We start from the raw sequence: 17,084 nt of genomic DNA on the forward strand, positions 1-17,084 counted from the left end.
ACGCTGGAAGTTTGCACTAAGGTAAGGAAGAAATAAGAAAGGGCCATGAACAAACACCTTCAACCCATTCCCAGAAAATACCCTACATTTATGACCAAAGAAGCAGTCTATGACTTCTCTTCTAAACTAAACCAAACCCTTTAAATGAAAACAATAGTGCTCCCCTGCAAAACCCTGTGCATGGCCATGGTGGTTTTATCCGTTCTCCTCATTTCGTGCCAAAAAGAAGACCCGTTGGATTACAAAAATCCAGATTTGTCCATAGAAGAAAGGGTAGATGACCTATTGCCCAGGATGACCTTGGAAGAAAAATTCTGGCAGTTGTTCATGATTCCCGGAGATCTATCCGATGGCAAGGAACGCTACAAGCATGGCATTTTTGGGTTTCAGGTGGCCACCAAGGGAAAATCTGGGAATGAGGCAGAGCAATTGTTGGATTATTCCGGTGGGGGAACCGCAGAACAAACCGCCGTTTTAATCAATGAAATCCAGAAATACTTTGTGGAGGAAACCCGATTGGGTATTCCTATCATTGCTTTTGACGAAGCACTTCACGGCTTGGTTCGGGAAGGTGCCACAGCATTTCCACAGTCCATTGCCTTGGCAGCCACTTGGGATACCCTTCTTGTTGCCGATGTAGGCAAAGCCATTACCATGGAAACCAAGACCAGGGGGATTCGGCAAATCTTGTCCCCCGTGCTCAATATAGCCCGCGATGTTCGCTGGGGAAGAACCGAGGAAACCTATGGTGAAGACCCTTTTTTAACTACACAAATGGGAGTCTCCTTCATTTCCCAGTTTGAAAAGTCCGGAGTGCTTACCACCCCCAAGCATTTTGTGGCCAATGTAGGTGATGGTGGACGCGATAGTTACCCCATTCATTTTAATGAAAGGCTGATGGAGGAAATTTATTTTCCCGCTTTTAAGGCCAGTTTCCAAAAGGCCAATGCATGGTCCGTGATGACTTCTTACAATTCCTTTGATGGAAGGCAGTGCACTGCCAACGACTGGTTGCTCAACCAAAAACTGAAAAAGGAATGGGGCTTTGATGGTTTTGTGATTTCCGATGCCGGGGCCACAGGTGGGTCCAATGTGCTTCATTTTACCGCAAAGGATTATGCGGAATCCACCCAACAGGCCATTGAAAATGGATTGGATGTGATTTTTCAAACCTCATACGACCACTACACCCTATTTTACGAAGCCTTTGAAAAAGGAATGATCAATGAAGCGGCCATAGATGAAGCCGTCAGAAGGGTGCTTCGGGCCAAGTTTAAATTGGGATTGTTTGAAAACCCATATGTAGACCCGCAAGAAGCCAGCAAATGGAACGGCACAAAAGAAAATCGGGAGTTGGCCAAGAAAGCTTCCTTGGAGTCTATGGTCCTGTTGAAAAATGATGCCCAAACCCTTCCTCTCTCCAAAACCGTCAAATCTGTGGCCGTCATCGGCACGGATGCCGAAGAAGCAAGACTGGGGGGCTACTCCGGTCCCGGAAACAAGCCCGTGAGCATTTTGGAAGGCCTCAAGACCAAGTTGGGTGAAAACGTGGCAATCAACCATGCGGCTGGACCTGGGAGGGAATCCACCAATTATGTGACCATCCCCAGGGAACAATTGTACCATTACCAAGATGGGGAGCAAAAGGCAGGGTTACAGGCGGAATATTTCAACAACATTACCCTTGAAGGCGAGCCTGCACTTACTCGGATTGACCCAGTGATTGATTTTAGATGGACCTTATTTTCCCCTGATCAGGAGAAAATCAATTATGATTTCTATTCTGCCCGATGGACCGGAAAACTCAAAGCTTCCGAGACGGGCACTTTTAAAATCGGTATCAAGGGCAACGATGGATATCGGGTGTACATCAATGGCGAACTGGTGGTGGACAATTGGACCAAACAAACTGTCAGGACCATTACCCAAGACTATCGCTTTGAAAAAGGAAAGGAGTACGACCTCAAGGTCGAATTTTTTGAGACCGTGGGCAATGTGTGGTTCAAACTGTTGTGGGATGTGGGTGTTGAAAATGATTGGAAACAACAGATCCAACAAGCCGTGGCCACTGCCCAAAAAAGCGATGTGGCCATTGTTACCGTGGGTATCGAGGAAGGAGAGTTCAGGGACAGGGCCTATCTATCCCTTCCCGGTCATCAGGAAGAATTGATCCAAAGCGTGGCCAAGACCGGAAAACCCATGGTGGTGGTTTTGGTGGGTGGCAGTGCTATCACCATGGACCGTTGGATTGATGATGTCCCCTCCATTCTGGACGTATGGTATCCCGGTGACGCTGGGGGCGATGCCATTGCCGATGTGCTTTTTGGTGACTACAACCCCGCTGGAAGGCTGCCCATTACCTTTCCGGTACATGAAGCGCAACTACCCCTGTATTACAACCATAAACCTACCGGAAGGGGCGATGACTATATCAACCTGACCGGAAAACCACTTTTCCCCTTTGGGTATGGTCTAAGCTATACCACCTTTGCCTATGAGGACATACAAATTGATGCCCCGAGCATTTCCAAGGACCAGACCACAACCGTCCGGTTTAAGGTCACCAATACTGGGGAGTTCGATGGAGACGAGGTGGTGCAACTCTATCTCAGGGACATTTTGGCCTCCGTGGCCCGACCCATTATGGAGTTGAAAGGATTTCAACGAGTCCATTTGAAAAAGGGGGAAACCAAGGAGCTGTCCTTTGAAATAACCCCGGAAATGTTGACCATGTTGAACGAAGGTATGGACCGCGTAGTGGAACCGGGCGATTTTAGAATAATGATCGGCAGTTCTTCCAATGACATTAGGCTAAGGGCCATATTGACTGTAGAACCATAGTATTTTGTTTTTCTTTCATACCGTAGAGACCGATATATCTTTGTCTCACATAGACTCTATGTTTTGGGTCGGGGGTATCGATAGTAAAGTTCAACTCGAGCGTGCTAAAATCTATCATTAAGTGACCATTCGCTAAAGGTCTGGGAAGTTTTATCCTTTGACCCCGATGATGTAAGAGTGGCATGGAGCATAAGAATACAAAACGGAAAGCTGGATTTTCCACTACATCAATGTACATATGATTATAGTTTGGAGGTCGGTGTACCCTAATAGTACCTTTTTTCCTTGTTGATTTCATGAGTATTTCCATATCACTCCAAACTTTGGTTTGCAAAATGGAAAAAGTAAGCTCCAGCATATCTGGAGAACCTCGGTCTATAAAGTTTTTAATGACCCAAAAAGGATTTGTCTTAAGCATATGGATGCATTATTCATGGAAATGATTTGGAGAGGTTGGTTCAAATATATTAAAAAAACAACCGAACGGTTGTTATAATAAATTTTTTTTGACCTGAACTTGCCAAGATGAAAGAAGAAAGCAAAGAGCAATTGCTTGTAAATCTGGCAAAAAGGGTCAAAGAGTTAAGAGGAATCAAAGGAGTTACACAAGAAGAAGCCCTACATGATACGGGAATTCAATTTTCAAGAATTGAACAAGGCAAGCGAGACATTCAACTTTCAACCCTAAAAAAGCTCTGTCAGTATTTTGAAATATCCCTAGGTGATTTTTTCAATGCTTCTTTTGACGATTGATACAATTCCGAAATTGTCCATAGGCTTCCCTAAAAATTGCACTCTTTTCCTTAGATTGCAATTCCATCAACCCAACAAAACCACTATAATGCACATTGCCAGAACCCTTTTTTTTGTGATGACCATATTGTTTTTTGCCTGTAAGGCCGAAAAGAAAGAGCAGACCGAGTCGGAAGAACAAGTTGCCCTGCCCAATATCGTAATCATCTATGCCGATGATCTGGGCTATGGAGAGCTGGGAGCGTATGGTGCCACCGAACTCCATACACCCAATCTGGATCACTTGGCCAACAATGGGATGCGATTTACGAACGGATATGCCACTTCGGCCACCTGTACCCCCAGCCGATATGCCCTGTTGACCGGGTCCTATCCGTGGCGGAACAAAAGTGCCAAAATCTTACCGGGCACCGCCCCCTTGATCATTGATACGGCCCAAACCACCCTTCCCAAGGTGTTGAAACAACAAGGCTACACTACGGGAATTGTTGGAAAATGGCATTTGGGACTTGGCAGCGGACATGTGGATTGGAACCAAGCCATCAGCCCCGGTCCCAACGAGGTAGGCTTTGACCATAGTTACATCATGGCAGCTACCCAAGATCGGGTACCCACAGTGTACATTGAAAATGGAAAGGTGGACAATCTTGACCCCAATGACCCTATTCAAATTGATTACCAAAAAAACTTCCCGGGCGAACCCACGGGCAAGGACAACCCAGAGTTGTTGAAAATGAAATGGCACCACGGGCATGACAACAGCATTGTGAACGGCATTTCCCGAATTGGGTTCATGAAAGGCGGAGAAGCTGCCAAATGGGTGGATGAGGATATGGCCGATACTTTTTTGGCCGAGGCCAAACGATTTGTAAAAGAGAAGAAAGATCAGCCCTTTTTCCTGTATTATGCACTTCAACAGCCCCATGTACCCAGAACCCCACACCCGCGTTTTGTAGGATCTAGCGGTATGGGTCCCCGTGGTGATGTAATCGTGGAGGCCGATTGGTGCGTGGGCGAGTTTGTAAAAACCTTGAAAGAAGAAGGCTTGCTGGAGAACACCTTGATCGTGTTTTCAAGCGACAATGGCCCTGTGGTCAACGATGGGTATTATGACGATTCCGTTGAGAAGTTGGGCAACCATAAACCCGCCGGCCCGTTGCGGGGTGGAAAATACAGCTTGTTCGAAGCAGGCACTCGTGTACCCTTCATCACCTATTGGAAAGGAAAGATTACCCCAGGTACTTCGGATGCAATGGTAAGCCAAGTAGATCTTTTGGCTTCAATTGCGGCATTGGTGAACAGTGATGCCTCGACCCAGGACAGTCAAGATTTGTTGGATGTATTGATGGGAAAAAACACCAACGGTCGGGATGAACTCATTATAGAGGCCTCCACCCGAACCGCATTTAGAAAAGGGGATTGGGCCATGATCCCGCCTTATGATGGGCCTGCCATGATCAAAACCGTTAACATTGAGATAGGCAATGATCCGGAATATCAATTGTACAACCTGAAGGAAGACTTGGGCCAGCAGAACAACTTGGCCAAAAGCCATCCCGAAAAATTGGCCGAGATGAAAGCGGCTTATGCAAAAATCAGAGGAATTGCTGAAGAATAGGGGGAAAATTAACCCCGAACCGTTCATGTAACCCATAAAGTTCTAGTGAGAAACTATTTTTAAACCAACAATTGAGATTACTAAAGTGGTAATAAAAAACAACCTCCAAAAAGTTGTTGGCTCTTTAAATAGTAGGATTCCAACCAAAACCGTCCCAACGGCACCAATGCCTGTCCAAACGGCATAGGCAGTTCCAATGGGCAAATGTTTGGTTGCTTTTACCAACAATAACATACTAATGGCCAAGCAAATTAAGAAGGCAATATACCAATAGTTTGCTTCGGCTCCTGAAGCGTTTTTGGCCTTTCCAAGACAAGCGGCAAAAGCCACTTCAAAAAGCCCTGCGACAAGCAATAAAATCCAGTTCATCCTAACTCTTTTTTCAAATTCCATAAAGATACAACCAACAATTTCAAAAAGGATATATTCCAAATCATTTACAAAAAGAAGTGACCCTGGAGTAAATCCTTATCTTTGTGATATGAAGTTCCTCACTGTGATTTTATCATTGCTCACGATTGTTCTGTCATCATACCCATGTTGTCAAGAAACAGATTCATGTTTTGAAACTTCTACCGCATCCCATTGCGCTGATGGAGATCACAATACTGAAAATGAACAACATGACAAGGAAACGCCCTGTTCCCCTTTTTTTACTTGTGGAAGGTGTCCAGGATTTACAACCAATCATGTGTCATTGGAGCTTGTTCCCTTTGAGCTTGAAGAAAAAATACAGCCCATTGTCTATATTGAGCCGCTTCCCAAGGAAGTGTATTTCTTTTCCCTTAAACCCCCTCGGATTTTTGAAGTATAAGCTGGTTTAAACCAGATTCACTTTGGTCGGCACCGTCCTGACCATGATTCTATATACGTCAAAAATTTAAATTACATGAAAACGAGATTATTATTGCTGCTGTCCCTGTTTGGGACGGTATCCGTTCTTGCACAGAACACTTTGGACATTGTTGTCAAAGATTCCATTAGTGCCGAACCATTGATTGGGGTCACTGCCCTATTGAAACCCATTGACAAAGGAGCCATTTCAAACGAAACGGGAAAAATATATATTGATGATATCCCCGATGGCACATTTGAATTACAATTGAGCTATTTGGGATATACCTCTGTTAATCGCAGTCTAACTTTTCCTTTGGATAATACCGTTGACAGATTCATTTTTCTAGCTCCCCAGGCCGAGGAAATGGAGGAAATAACCTTGGTTTCTACACGGAGCTCACGGACCATTGCGGACATTCCCACCCGAGTAGAGGTGATTGCAGGCGAGGAACTCTCCGAAAAAGGGAATATGAAACCCGGTGATATTAGAATGCTCCTCAATGAGAGCACTGGCATCAGGACCCAACAGACATCGGCCACCAGCTACAATTCCAGTATCCGCATACAGGGCTTGGATGGTAAGTATACCCAATTGCTTCGTGATGGTTTTCCATTATATTCAGGGTTTGCCAGTGGACTGAGTCTGATGCAGATTGCACCTTTGGACCTAAAACAGGTAGAGGTTATAAAAGGGTCTAGCTCTACCCTTTACGGTGGTGGTGCGATTGCAGGGTTGGTGAACCTTATTTCCAAATCACCGGAAGATGTTCCAGAACTAAGTTTTATGGCCAATGGCACCTCGGCCCTAGGTTTGGATTTAAGTGGATTTTATTCCCAAAAGTTCAAAACATTGGGGACAACAGTATTTGCCTCCTATAATCTGGGAACCCCTTATGATCCTGCGGACATTGGTTTGACCGCCATTCCGGAATTTGATCGTTTTACCTTAAATCCAAAACTCTATTGGTACTTGAACGACCAAACCGAGTTGTTGATCGGCCTCAATGCCATTTGGGAAGACCGCCTAGGGGGAAATATGGACCATGTAAAAGGCAAAACTGTACAAGACCCCTACTTTGAATCCAATGAAACCGAGCGGTTCTCTACCCAACTAGGGTTCAAGCATGCTTTTGATGCCCAAAATCGGCTAGAGCTAAAAAACAGTTTCAGTTTTTATGATAGAACCATTCAAATTCCTGATTTCACCTTTTCGGGATACCAACGTTCTTCATTCAGTGAAATAAACTTTTCCAATGCTTCAGAAGGCGGACTGGAATGGGTTCTCGGGGCAAACCTTTGGACAGAGTATTTCAATGATGTCCGAAACGATCAAGATGGGGCATTGGACCAATCCTACGAGATTTTTGGGTTATTTGCACAAAATGTATGGCCTATAAATGATATTTTATCACTTGAAACAGGGTTCCGTGCAGATTTTCATTCCGATTATGGTGCAATGGCCCTGCCAAGGATATCCGTACTGTACGAGCCAAATCAGGCTCTAACGTTTCGTCTAGGCGGAGGTATGGGATATAAAACCCCAACCGTGTTCACCGAAGATGCTGAAAGACTCCAATTTAGGAACGTACTGCCCATTGACGTGGATGAAACAGACCTTGAACATTCCATTGGGGGTAATTTTGACATCAACTACAAATGGATCCCATTTCCAGGAGTAACCATGTCTGTAAACACGTTGCTATTCTACACCAAGATCAACGACCCCATGATGCTGACCCCAAACGGTAATGGTTTCTATTTGTTTGAGCAATCCAATGGGTATGTGGATACTAAGGGCACCGAAATCAACCTAAAGGTTAAATATGGAGATTTAAAACTGTTCACCGGATACACGCATGCCAACGTGAAACAACACGAAGATGGAATGAAATCAGACTTTCCTTTGGTAGCCAAACATCGGTTGAACAATGTGTTGATGTATGAAAAAGAAGAGAATTTTTGGATTGGTTTGGAAGCCTATTATTACAGTCCACAGGAATTAAGTTCGGGAACAACCAGTGAATCTTATTGGATTGTGGGGTTAATGAGCGAAAAAAAGCTAGGGGAGAATTTCTCCATCTTCCTGAATTTTGAAAATTTTCTAGATACAAGACAGTCCCGTTTTGGAGCCATTTATTCTGGAGATTTAAGCAATCCTCAGTTTTTGGACATTTATGCCCCTGTAGATGGCTTTGTGGCCAATGGCGGTTTTAAATTGCGTCTTTGACTACCCTCGGGAAGATTTACCTAGCCATATCATGAGCACTAGGGATGCCGAGCTGGCAAGTACAGCGGCATCCCTCTTTGGATTTGGTTTATCTTCATAATTTTTTAAAAGCTTTGTAATTATGCAGCTTTTGATATCCATTTAAAATTCCCCATTAATAATGCTTTATACTTATTTAATGTTCATGTGAGCAAGGTTAATCTCAAAGAAACTAATTGAACAAGTGAAAATTAAATAGCTATTGTATCGTACTCCTTGAACCTAAACCACCCCACTCTAAAATTAATATCCCTTTCAGCGCTCTTTTTAATCTTAATTATCGGAACACATTTTAACATATTTTGAAGAAGAAAGAATTGGCAAGCCTTATGAATCCTCATTGTTTCAATTCATCTAAAAAGTGATTTTTAACATATTGTGTATCTTAGGATTATATACTTTTGACACGTATTTTACACCATAACTTACACATGAGAAATACCTTTTTTGCGTTACTAGTTTTTTCCATTTGTTTTTCCATTTCAGGTCAACAAGCATTGCCTTTGAAAATGGACAATAAAAACATTAAACCCTTAACCAAACTGGTAGATACTTCACTTCAAAACAATCTTGAAGAGGAGATTTTAAGCAATCCAACATGGTCACATTTAATTTCCCAAAAAAAGATGGCCGTGGGCATTGTGGATCTGAGCAATCCAGAAAAGGTCAGGTTCGCTCGAATCAATGGCAACCATATGATGTATGCCGCCAGTCTTCCCAAGATTGCCATTCTATTATCTGCCATGGATGCTATTGAAAAAGGAGAACTTGTTGAAACACCTGAGATCAAAAAAGATATGCGATTAATGATCAGCAAATCGGACAATGCTGCCTCTACCCGAATGATAGATCGAATTGGGTATGCTAAGATAGAAGCTGTCATGACGGATCCCAAATATACCTTTTATGATGAAGGCAATGGTGGGGGACTTTGGGTAGGAAAGCGCTATGGAGGTGGTGGCGATACCAATAGAGAGCCTTTAAAGCAACTTAGCCATGCCGCTTCGGTAACCCAAGTTTGCCGATTTTATTATTTGCTTGCCAATGGAAAGCTGGTCAATGAAAAAAGGTCCAAGCAAATGTTGAGCATTATGGAAAATCCTGAGCTTCACCATAAGTTTGTGAACACGCTGGAAATCATTGCCCCATCTGCCAGACTGTTCCGGAAGTCCGGATCATGGAAAACATATCACTCCGATTCCATTTTGGTCTGGGGAAGAGATGCTAATCGGAGGTACATCTTGGTTGCATTGATTGATGACCCCGAAGGGGAACAAATCATTCGAAATCTGGTCAAACCAGTAGAAAAAGTATTGAAAAAAACCGAAATTTAGTCATTGGATAGTTTCACGACCAATGCTCTACAAATTAGCAAATAACTTTTTTGACATTAGAAAAGGGGAATACAAAATCTCCTTTTTCATGTTTTGCTACATCTTTCTGATCATATCAGTTCTTTTGATCATAAAGCCCACGATCAATGCACTATTTCTCTCGGAACTCGGTGCCGAAAAATTGTCTGTTGCCTATGTATTGGTCGCTCTCACAGCAGTGCTCAGCTCCCTATTCTATACCCGAATTCTGGTAAAATTTGAGTTGAACCACATCATAAAAACTACCCTAACAACTTCAATTGTTGTTCTAGTGGCCTTGGGAAGCCTATTGAAATTGGGACTGATGAACACTTATCTGCTCTTCTTTTTCTATATATGGGTGGCCATTTATGCCGTACTGTCTGCTTCCCAATTTTGGGTCCTTGCCAATTTGGTTTTCAACGTGCGGGATGCAAAACGACTTTTTGGCTTTATAGGCTCAGGAGCTATTTTAGGTGGAATCATAGGGGGCTATCTAACCTCCATTTTTGCACCGCTTCTTGGGAATGCCGTTATGATATTTATCGCAGCCGTATTACTTATTGGGTGTTTTCCGTTACTTCGATTTATTTGGAAACTTCGGGTAAACAAACTAGATGAGCTACAACAGAAAAAGCGAATCTCATTAACAGATGGTCATCCTTATACGTTGATCAAAAAATCCCGTCACCTTACGTATATGGCCTTAACCGTGGCCGTTGGCGTTTTGGTGGCTAAATTGGTGGATTATTTGTTTAGTGATTTTGCTGCCAAGTCCATTGAAGACCCAGAAGAGCTTTCCGCATTTCTTGCATTTTGGTTCTCTACGTTCAATTTATTGTCGCTGGCAGTACAACTCTTCCTCACCCAACGTATAGTGGGCATTTGGGGCGTTGGATTTTCCTTGCTTTTATTGCCCTTGGGCATCCTGTTTGGGGCTGTTTTTTTCTTGATAATCCCAGAATTATCTGCCATTGTGGCCATAAAGGCAATGGATGGGGTATTGAAGCAATCCATCAACAAAAGTGCTTCTGAATTGTTGGCGCTACCCCTGCCCTTCGAACTAAAAAATCGTACAAAATCCTTCATAGATGTAGTTGTTGATAGCATTGCCACAGGATTTGCCGGACTGTTATTGATTTTCTTTGTTATTGGTCTTAATCTAGGAACAACCAGTATTACGCTACTGATTATTGGCTTGGTTCTTGTCTGGATTTTTTTTGTGGCTGTTTTGCGCAAAGAATATTACACCACCTTTAAAAAGAACTTAGAAAATGTAACTACAAAAGCCACAAACACATCTATTGCCAAGGTGAAGAACGTATCCGTGGTGGAAGGAATGAAGAGCGTTTTTTCCTCCGGAACAGAGGAACAAATCCTTTTTATGCTGAACAAATTGATGGAAATAAATGATAGGAGATTCTCCGAGGACGTTTTGAAATTGCTGGATTACCCTTCCCTAAAAGTAAAAGCTGCCGCAATGCGCAATCTTTATTTTTTAAACAGCGCTGCAATGGTGGCCAATATCAGTGAACTTTTGGCATATAACGATGAAGAATTGACTTTGGCCACTTTTGAGTATCTGTTGCTTCATGCGGACCAAAATGAAGAATACGTTTTTGACCAGTTTCTGGATGCAGATACCCAATTGATTCGCGATACCGCTCTGTTCTGTTTGGCACAGGAAAGTGCCGGAAACATTACCTTGAAATCAAGGCATGATTTAATTGGAAGGTTGGAAAAGCGTTTGGCGCAAAAGGGATCCCCCGCAAATCCACTTGTTTTAAAAACCATTGGCGCTTCTGGGCATCCGCAATATTATCCAGTAATCATGGAAGCCTTGGAGGATAAAGATGACTCTTTAAAACAAGCTGCCATAGTTGCAGCAGGCTTCAGTATGCGACCAATGTTCATCAGTAAGCTCCTGCATTTGCTCCCTCATAAAGCAATGAGGCCCTTTGTTATTGCGGCGCTGAACAATTACGGTCCAGGGGTTCTTCCCATTTTGGTTTCACATGTAAAAAACCGGACAGTAACCCTCGAAATTTGCCGATTTGTGCCCTTGGTAATCAAGTCATTCATGTCCAAGGAAGCCGTTTATTCTTTGTTTCAACTTTTTGATGATGTTGATCTCAGTATTCGGTTGGAAGTGGTACGTGCCCTTAGCGACATCAGAAAAGAAAGACCCACATTACAATTCAATCGGTTTAAAATAGTGGCCAAGATTTTTGAGGAATGCAAATTGTACCATCAAACGCTTTCGGCCATGCACACCCAGATTATCATTTCATACAGAAACCGGAAAAAATCAGGAGCAAATATCGATTCGGAGGAGCGAGATGCCCGTGCCTCGTTATTGGAATTGTTGGAACGAAGATTGGATTCGGGCTTGGAACGGATATTCAAGCTTTTAGGGCTAAAGTATGTACAAGAAGATGTACAAAATGCCTATTTGGGGCTTTTAAGTCCTAAAGAAGAATCAAGGAACAAGGCCATTGAGTTTTTGGACAACCTACTCACAGGCAACCTTAAACAAAAATTATTGCCCATTATTGAGGAAGCCACCATGGATTTTTCATCGGAGGAAGCTATCCAAAAAATCAAACATACCATTCCCAGTGAAATGGAATGTTTTGAGCAATTGCTAAATGTCCCGGATGTAAATTTGAGACTGGCCGTAATTTATCTGATAGGAAAACAAAAAGACCTGCGTTTTAAACCCTTATTGGAAAAGTTGGTTACGGATGACAATCCAAAAATCAAGGATTTTGCCATCAAAGCCTTGGGAGACATTAACCCTTCCTAACGATTTTGTCTATGGCCGAAGCCAAATACATATGGTCTGAAGCAGAATTCTTCCGCAGCACATTGGTCATGAGCACTACCATATATCTACAGTTATCCGGGTGTTCCACAATAATCACGGAGTTCATGAAGTTTTGCACATTGCCCATGTATTTTCCGCACTCCTCCCCTTTGCTACGATCACATTTGTAAAGGCTTCCGGATTTAAAATAAACGGCTGCTTCTTTAAGGGAAGGAGATTGCGCATAACGAATTCTTCTATCTGTCATGTACATCAGGCGTTTCATTTCCAGACTACTCGCCTCGTCAATGACCTTGCCCTGCTCTAATTGCACCAAAAACTTCATCAGTCCGTAAGGTGTACCAATGCTGCCACCTTTGTCTCCAACATAGGTATTGGCACCAGAGGTGAAAAAACTTCCCAATCGCCATTCATCAGTGGTAATTCCCAAATTTCGAAGTGGCAGATTAACTACGTCATTGGCCAAATCCGTCAACTCCTTCTTAGGGGTTTCCTTAAAATAGGCCATGGCTTCTTCTTCGGTAAGTTCGGGATATTTTTGACCGAAAGCAGCCATTAAAAGTGCCTCGCGCCAGACAATACTTGCTGCTCCATTGTTGCTAACGGAAAGCATATGATCGGCCCATTCATAAAGACTGAACACATCACTGGCAATCACCTGACGTTTGACCAAGGTATTCTTCTCTATATTGAAGATAGGGACGGTATGTTCATCTGTAAGGCCCCATACCCCCGCTTTTACCACTTTGTTCTTCAACAATTGGGTACGCATTTCAAAGGAATCAGGGTAAATCTTGTCCAGTTGTTCAAAAAGTGCCACAAGCACGGCCAATTTACCCACACTGCCCGGCTGATAGCCCAATGCTTTGTTCCGTTCGGCATAGCGTATACTATCAGGGTCCGAAATATCCAAAATGGTCAAGGAATAACTTTTATCGAGCCCTCTGAACAAGGCTCCAATATCTTTTTGAAATGATTCGTCCACCACAAAAAAGCTTCCCACACTATCCGCTTTTCTGGAAAGCAGGTTTAATTGTATATCATTCCAAGATTTTTTGGCACCTTCCGGCAAGGGAGAAGACGTTTCCTTGAGTTCCCCATTCTTTATCATTTCAAGCCGCTTTAGCCGTTTTATCCCTGTACGTTCATAACCATCTATGGGATATTCCACAAATTCTGTGAATCCCAATCCCATCAACCCCAAAATTCCTAAAGCAAGTATTTTTTTCATCTACAATTTTTTAGAAAGTGAAATACGTTTGGTAAGGTCGATCTTAGGTGTGATGGATTCCAAATATGTGGAACCCAGCGCCTTTTTGTTCTCCACGAACGGACGAATCTGGAACAACCAAAGCTTATTATCTTTGAAGCCCAACTCCACATCGTAAGCGTCTTGATAATCGGAATGTGTCTCTTTAGGCACACGGGCTCGAATTGTACGGGCCAACTCCCGAATCTCATTGATGTTTTTTTCATTGAGGACTCGATCTTGGAAGGTTGCTTTTTTCTTCTCTGTACCACCAGTTTTGGGCAAACCGTTATAGAAACGTTCCCTTGCAGGAGCCAACAAGGTATATCCGCCTTCATCCATAATCAGGTATTGTTCGGCGGCCTGTCCATCTACAGCTCCACCAGCTCCCCTGCTGAATGCCACCGTAAGATCTTTATCTGTCCCAGCACTGATTCCCTTCGTAATCAAAACGCCAGAATAGTCCACATCCACACTAGGAATCACCAAAATGGACGGAAAAACGTTCTCAGGATTCAACAAGTATTTTTGACGCCATTTAAAACTCCGTTCCGTATAAGGCGATGCCCAAACATCCTTAATGCCCTGTAAAATTTTGTCCTTATCTACAGAGTTGAAAATAGTAAGGTTTAACCCTGCTCCTGTGAAATCCTTCAAATCCTCCATATTGGTGTCACTGCGAAGAAAAACCGGAACGGAACCCAATTCGGAACCCAAAACTTCTTTAAATCCCTTCTCCAACTGATTTACAAAGCTGTCCTCAAGGGGTATTTTTTTGATGGCATCCCGTAAAATCCCCAATTCGTGTAGCTGATAATTTTCCACCTCTTTTTCGGAAATCCCTGAATCCAACATGCTATTGGCTTCCTCGAACATTTTGGTCAAAAACTGCCAATAGGAAATCTTCTCTCCGGGCATGCTTTGGTCCATGTGCGTCCTAAAAATTCCAAAAGGAATCACCAAGCCTTCAACGACTTTTTCAGGGAACATTTTTTTGAGTTGACCCAAATTTGCAGCCTTGGGGCCACACAATTTACCCGAATCGTCCGCATCAACATTTCGCATGTTTAAAACATTGTTTTCATCCAACCGTATCTGTGAAATGGGAACCTCAATGCGTTCTTCCTTACGTTCTTTTTTGGAAAAAAGTGCCATTTCCTCTGTAGACATTTGGCTTTCAAGCTTAAGAATAACGTTCCCTTTGTTCGAAACCGCATAGAAAACCTTTGCTCCATTATACTGTTGAAGATCCTGAAGGTTCTCATCTGACAAGGCGGCATTTGGAATCCCAAGGTTACGTGCCAACAATTGAACATGGGAAACCATATTCCCTTCTGCCACTGTGGCAATACCTGCAACAGGTTTTAGATCTGATGGTGGACGTTGAAACACATAGATTTTGTCCGATGACACCTCAATATCATCAGAGCTTCCTCCTACAACTACCAACTCCCCAAACGCATATCCGGGATTGAGGCCTCGGATTGTACTTTGATTTTGTAGGCCCATTACTTTGTTCGCCAGCTGGGACTCTGTTGAAATTAGATTTCCTAAATCACCTACACTTTGCCCCAAATGCAATGCCACGGAACCACGAATCTTGTCATCTACAAAACCTGCTGTAAGCGGCTCAAAAGCAACATATTCTCTTACTATGGCATCATAATTGGCCTTGACCATGGCTGCACTCCATTCCACTGCAGCCCTTGCCCGATTTAATACTTCAGTAAGTTCACCAAGTGATCGTTCCTCAGATTCATAACTGGTAAGATTACTGGCCAGCTGTTCCCATTCCCATTGTTCCAAATATCCCGATCCAGTGACGGCCATGCCCAAATAACAGATTTTATGCAAGAGCTCTTTCAAGGTTTCCGGTTGATAGTTGGACGAACTTTTAAACACAATTTCTTCCAGTTTTAGAGAAACATCAAGGAGTTGTAGTCTGGCCGTGGGTCTTTTCTCTTGCAAAAGATCGTTCCTGATATCAAACAAAAGCTGTGAAGCTTGTTCCAGTAATAACTTTTCGTTATTTACCAATGCTGAATTGGAGGCAAAACTTTCTATTTTCCCGCCTAAATCTGTTCCTGCCGCGAGAGAGGCTATTTTAGGCAACGCAACAATATCCACTGGCTTATGGAATTCCTTCATGGTAGCCACCAACTGATCTATTTTTCTGGAAATGTCTGAAGTCAACTTAGCAGTGTGTGCTTGTTTGAACCCAACTACTTTTTGAATGTCACTTTCTTCGGGTTGACTATGAATTTTAACCCGAAGATCCATAAAAGGCAAATACAAATCGGATATGACCTTGGATTCGCTCCGCATCTTTTGGGCCACATTGTCATCCCCATTGTGGGGTATATCCTTTAAAGATTGGCGAACCAAGAAATATTCCTTCAGCAAAACCTCGTCGCTCTCCAACAGCCATTGATAAAACTCCATGCCCCATGCCTGTTCATCTTCAGCTTGAATAGCCCCACGGTAAAATTGCCCTTTTTGGTTAATCCAGCCGTTGTCGACACTTTTAAGATATTTATCAAGTTGATATTGTTTTAAGCGGGAATGATCATTTTCTTCATCCCAAAACGAGTCAACATCTGTATACGCCAATATTTGGCCAAGGAAAATATGGTTGGATTTTCCCAATGCCACCACTTGATCTTTATAACGGGCATGCTGCACTCCTGGACCAATATCCTCTGGGCATGGATCCTTTGGAGCTCGAATACTTCCATCGGTACAGAACCACCGGATATCCTTGTAGGGGCCCCGAACATCATTTTTAAAGGTATTGATCAATGCCGTAATTTCCTTGGGTTCCAATTTTTGGGCCTGGATAAAAAATGGCAGAGCCAAGAGAAAGAGTAAAGCTATCTTACAAAAACGTTTCATAGCAATCACGTTTTAAGAAGGATTTCTTGGAACAATATGTTTGCAACATAAAATCCTTTGTAGTAAATATATTCAAATAACCTCAGAAATTGATACTGCCGTTTTTGATAGTTTGTTATTTACCATACCATGAAAAAAACTCTATTTGAAAAATTTCTTGGGTAGGAATAAATATGCTTATTCAAGTTGGTTCGTTCAAAAAGTTGTTCTCGCAAGAATTCAAGACTTTAATCCAGTATAACAATTACTGGGTTTTAATTTATATAGAAACTCCCCACCATATATTTGGCCATATCATAATCTCATTTCAATCCAATTTATAGTCAAGAATTGCCCTACGGCAATTATGAATGTCAAGGTATACCTCTTAATACAATCTATAAGATTCTTGATTAACACACTATTTTCATAAATGTCACAAAAAACTTAGCTATTTTTGATTTAAATGT

Annotated in this window: 10 protein-coding genes; 7 read left to right on the forward strand and 3 right to left on the reverse strand. The window is 42.6% G+C overall.

From position 1 onward, the window contains the following. The first annotated feature begins 144 nt into the window (after nucleotides 1-144). The 3 genes from ACP14V_RS15295 (at nucleotide 145) to ACP14V_RS15305 (ending at nucleotide 5,212) form a co-directional block, all read left to right on the forward strand. Nucleotides 145-2,841, forward strand: coding sequence for a glycoside hydrolase family 3 C-terminal domain-containing protein (locus ACP14V_RS15295; protein ID WP_272608835.1), 2,697 nt, complete (start codon nucleotides 145-147; stop codon nucleotides 2,839-2,841). Nucleotides 2,842-3,366: 525 nt separating this feature from the next. After that, nucleotides 3,367-3,594: a helix-turn-helix domain-containing protein gene (locus ACP14V_RS15300; RefSeq protein ID WP_272608836.1), complete on the forward strand. Its 228-nt coding sequence runs from the start codon at nucleotides 3,367-3,369 to the stop codon at nucleotides 3,592-3,594. Between the two features lie 88 nt (nucleotides 3,595-3,682). After that, nucleotides 3,683-5,212: a sulfatase family protein gene (locus ACP14V_RS15305; protein WP_272608837.1), complete on the forward strand. Its 1,530-nt coding sequence runs from the start codon at nucleotides 3,683-3,685 to the stop codon at nucleotides 5,210-5,212. A 42-nt stretch (nucleotides 5,213-5,254) separates the two neighbouring features. Here the strand turns inward: ACP14V_RS15305 and ACP14V_RS15310 are convergent, their stop codons facing one another. Then, a complete protein-coding gene (locus ACP14V_RS15310; protein ID WP_272609308.1) occupies nucleotides 5,255-5,581 on the reverse strand; it encodes a DMT family transporter in 327 nt (108 codons plus the stop codon). 112 nt (nucleotides 5,582-5,693) lie between these two features. On the opposite strand from ACP14V_RS15310, the gene ACP14V_RS15315 reads away from it, so the two are divergent. From ACP14V_RS15315 to ACP14V_RS15330, 4 genes are all read left to right on the forward strand, one after another. After that, entirely contained in the window at nucleotides 5,694-6,026 is a 333-nt protein-coding gene (locus tag ACP14V_RS15315) for a hypothetical protein (protein ID WP_136564756.1), read from the forward strand. Nucleotides 6,027-6,101: 75 nt separating this feature from the next. Then, nucleotides 6,102-8,276, forward strand: coding sequence for a TonB-dependent receptor (locus ACP14V_RS15320; RefSeq protein ID WP_272608838.1), 2,175 nt, complete (start codon nucleotides 6,102-6,104; stop codon nucleotides 8,274-8,276). A gap of 470 nt (nucleotides 8,277-8,746) precedes the next feature. Continuing rightward, on the forward strand, nucleotides 8,747-9,649 hold the full coding sequence (locus ACP14V_RS15325; protein WP_136564758.1) for a serine hydrolase: 903 nt from the start codon (nucleotides 8,747-8,749) through the stop codon (nucleotides 9,647-9,649). An 88-nt stretch (nucleotides 9,650-9,737) separates the two neighbouring features. Beyond that, entirely contained in the window at nucleotides 9,738-12,473 is a 2,736-nt protein-coding gene (locus ACP14V_RS15330; protein ID WP_272608839.1) for a hypothetical protein, read from the forward strand. Here ACP14V_RS15330 and ACP14V_RS15335 read toward each other — a convergent pair. Together ACP14V_RS15335 and ACP14V_RS15340 are read right to left on the reverse strand one after the other, a co-directional pair. Further along, on the reverse strand, nucleotides 12,460-13,725 hold the full coding sequence (locus tag ACP14V_RS15335) for a serine hydrolase (RefSeq protein WP_272608840.1): 1,266 nt from the start codon (nucleotides 13,723-13,725) through the stop codon (nucleotides 12,460-12,462). The two genes, ACP14V_RS15330 and ACP14V_RS15335, sit on opposite strands and share 14 nt — an antisense overlap. After that, nucleotides 13,726-16,635 carry a PEP/pyruvate-binding domain-containing protein gene (locus ACP14V_RS15340; RefSeq protein ID WP_272608841.1) on the reverse strand — a complete coding sequence of 970 codons (2,910 nt, stop codon included), beginning with the start codon at nucleotides 16,633-16,635 and terminating at the stop codon, nucleotides 13,726-13,728. Nucleotides 16,636-17,084: the final 449 nt, after the last annotated feature.

Source organism: Flagellimonas alvinocaridis (genome assembly GCF_965248585.1).
Classification (GTDB): domain Bacteria; phylum Bacteroidota; class Bacteroidia; order Flavobacteriales; family Flavobacteriaceae; genus Flagellimonas; species Flagellimonas alvinocaridis.